Annotated in this window: 3 protein-coding genes; 2 read left to right on the top strand and 1 reads right to left on the bottom strand. The window is 64.4% G+C overall.

Annotated features, from left to right (window positions below; all coding sequences use genetic code 11):
- Window positions 1-89 precede the first annotated feature (89 nt).
- A complete protein-coding gene (locus AZG88_RS32275; protein ID WP_005252867.1) occupies window positions 90-581 on the top strand; it encodes a pyridoxamine 5'-phosphate oxidase family protein in 492 nt (163 codons plus the stop codon).
- 4 nt (window positions 582-585) lie between these two features.
- Here the strand turns inward: AZG88_RS32275 and AZG88_RS32270 are convergent, their stop codons facing one another.
- Window positions 586-1,173: a nucleotidyltransferase family protein gene (locus AZG88_RS32270; protein ID WP_061043958.1), complete on the bottom strand. Its 588-nt coding sequence runs from the start codon at window positions 1,171-1,173 to the stop codon at window positions 586-588.
- Between the two features lie 125 nt (window positions 1,174-1,298).
- Here AZG88_RS32270 and AZG88_RS32265 point away from each other — a divergent pair, with 125 nt between their 5' ends.
- Window positions 1,299-2,801 (top strand): CoA-acylating methylmalonate-semialdehyde dehydrogenase, encoded by a 1,503-nt coding sequence (locus AZG88_RS32265; protein WP_005564060.1) that lies wholly within the window; start codon window positions 1,299-1,301, stop codon window positions 2,799-2,801.
- Window positions 2,802-2,873 lie beyond the last annotated feature (72 nt).

Genomic DNA, 2,873 nt, shown 5'->3' with positions numbered 1-2,873 from the left:
CACGACAGTCGGAAGTCGAGGCGGTACTGATCGCACAATTGCGTGCGTCTTGACCCGGCGGCCATGGGAATCGTCGTAGGGTCGTGTGCATGGCCAGCTGGAATGAGTTCGCCGAAGCTGCTCCGCGGATTGCCGCTATCTTCTCCCGCAGGCACGCGGCGACCGGAAACCTATGCATGCTCGGCACGCTTCGCTCTGATGGATTTCCGCGGATCAGCCCGGTCGAGCCGAGGTTCTTCGAGAATCAATTGTGGATCGCCGGAATGCCGAACACCACGAAGTTCCGGGACCTGGCTCGTGATCCGCGCTTCTGCCTGCACACCGCGACCGTCGACACCGAGGTGAAGGAGGGCGATGCGAAACTGTGGGGTGTCGTAGACGACGTCCAGGACAAGGCCCTGCATCAGCGTTTCGCGCAGGCGCTGTTCGACGAGACCGGGTTCGACATCAGGGGGCAGGAGTTCGATCACTGCTACCGAGCCGACCTGACCGGCGGCTCGGCAGTGGAGGTCGGCGACGGCCACATGGACATCACCATCTGGAAACCGGGCGAGCCCGAGCACGTCGTGCGAAAGCATTGACTTCTCACTCCGGCCACGGCACCACTGTCAATCGGGGCCATTCCTTCTGCCACCGGGCGGCTTTGGCCTCGTACACGTCGCGCGGGGCGAGTACGGGGTTCGGGCGCAGAACCATGTCGAAGAGGTCGGTGAATCCGTGGGGAGCGTAGATCTCGTCGTCTCCGGTGGGGTTGCTCCGGATGCCGTAGCAGCAGGTGGTGGAGGCGAAGTGGTCGATGGCGTCGTTGCAGTCGGTGAAGGGTGTCGCGGGCGCGCCGAAATGGTGTTCGTACCAAAGATGTACACGCGCTTCGTTTCTGACCTCGACGCGCACGTCGAGGTCGTCGAACAGTGCGTCGGCTCTGCGGATGACGTCGTCTTCGGCCTCGTAGCCGATGTCGCTGTCGTCGAAGTAGAAGAGGTCGTAGTCGTTGATCCCCGACTGTGGGTCGCGGCCGTCGAGGTGGTTCCAGACCGTTTGGAACACGGCGCCTGCGGTGAGGTACCAGTCCGAGAGGCCGAGCTGGGGTGCACGGTCCAGGATCGTGGTGATGCACGGGTTGGTCCGGAGGATTCGGAGGAAATTCAGCTCCTCGGGAGAGTGAATCTGCATGACCCGATCGTAGGGTGGTGAGCACGACCGAACTGTCTACGTCTGGACATACATGGACATCCAACTATAGGATGGGCTACATATTCGGAACTCCCTCATCATCGAGCAAGAAACGGGTTCGCACAATGGTTCAAGAGCTATCCCACTTCGTCGGCGGCAAGCGCGTCCCCGGTGCCTCCAACAAGTTCGGCGACGTCTACGACCCCAACACCGGTGAGGTGCAGGCGCGTGTGCCTCTCGCCGACAAGGCCGAGACCGAGGCGATCATCGCGAACGCGGTGGATGCTCAGCGGGAATGGGCGCTGTTCAACCCGCAGAAGCGGGCCCGCGTCCTGATGAAGTTCCTCCAGCTCGTGCAGGAGGAGATGGATTCGCTGGCGCGCCTCCTGTCGTCCGAGCACGGCAAGACGATCCCCGACGCGAAGGGCGACATCCAGCGCGGCCTCGAGGTCATCGAGTTCGCCCTCGGCGCCCCGCACCTCCTCAAGGGCGAGTACACGGAATCCGCCGGAACCGGCATCGACGTGTACTCGATGCGTCAGCCGCTCGGCGTCGTCGCCGGCATCACCCCCTTCAACTTCCCGGCCATGATCCCGCTGTGGAAGGCCGGTCCCGCGCTGGCCGCCGGCAACGCGTTCATCCTCAAGCCGTCCGAGCGCGACCCGTCGGTGCCGCTGCGTCTGGCCGAGCTGTTCCTCGAGGCCGGTCTGCCCGCAGGCGTGTTCAACGTGGTCAACGGTGACAAGGAAGTGGTGGACGTCCTGCTCACCGACGACCGCGTCAAGGCTGTCGGGTTCGTCGGCTCCACGCCCATCGCGCAGTACATCTACGAGACCGCCGCGGCCCACGGCAAGCGTGCGCAGTGCTTCGGTGGCGCGAAGAACCACGCGATCATCATGCCTGACGCCGACCTCGACGAGGTGGCCGATGCCCTTATCGGCGCAGGTTACGGCTCCGCGGGTGAGCGGTGCATGGCCATTTCCGTCGCGGTCCCGGTAGGCGAGGAGACGGCCGATGCGCTCGTTGCCAAGCTGACCGAACGGGTCGGCAAGCTCACGATCGGCCGCAGCGACGACGAGTCCGCCGACTTCGGCCCGCTGGTCAGCAAGGACGCCCTCGAGCGGGTGAACAACTACATCCAGATCGGCATCGACGAGGGTGCGGAGGCCGTGATCGACGGCCGCGGCTTCACCCTCGAGGGCCACGAGAACGGCTTCTTCGCCGGTGCGACCCTATTCGACAAGGTCACCACCGACATGCGCGTCTACAAGGAAGAGATCTTCGGACCCGTCCTGCTCGTCGCCCGTGCCGCGGACTACGAGGAGGCACTCCGCCTGCCGACCGAGCACGAGTACGGCAACGGCGTCGCGATCTTCACCCGCGACGGCGACACCGCCCGCGACTTCACGAACCGCGTGAACGTCGGCATGGTCGGCGTCAACGTGCCGATCCCCGTGCCGATCGCGTACCACACGTTCGGCGGCTGGAAGCGCTCCGGCTTCGGCGACCTGAACCAGCACGGTCCCGATTCGTTCCGCTTCTACACCAAGACCAAGACCGTGACGCAGCGTTGGCCCTCGGGCAAGAAGGAAGAGACCAACCACTTCGTCATCCCGACCATGAACTGAACGGACCTCCATGTTCACCTTGACCGATGACGAGCGGGCGATCAGCGACACTGCCCGTGACTTCGCGGCCGA

Origin of the sequence: Rhodococcus sp. LB1, assembly GCF_001583455.1 — a bacterium.
GTDB lineage: Bacteria > Actinomycetota > Actinomycetes > Mycobacteriales > Mycobacteriaceae > Rhodococcus_F > Rhodococcus_F opacus.
The sequence above is the reverse complement of the archived record's forward strand: the minus strand, read 5'-3'. Positions and strand labels throughout refer to the sequence as shown.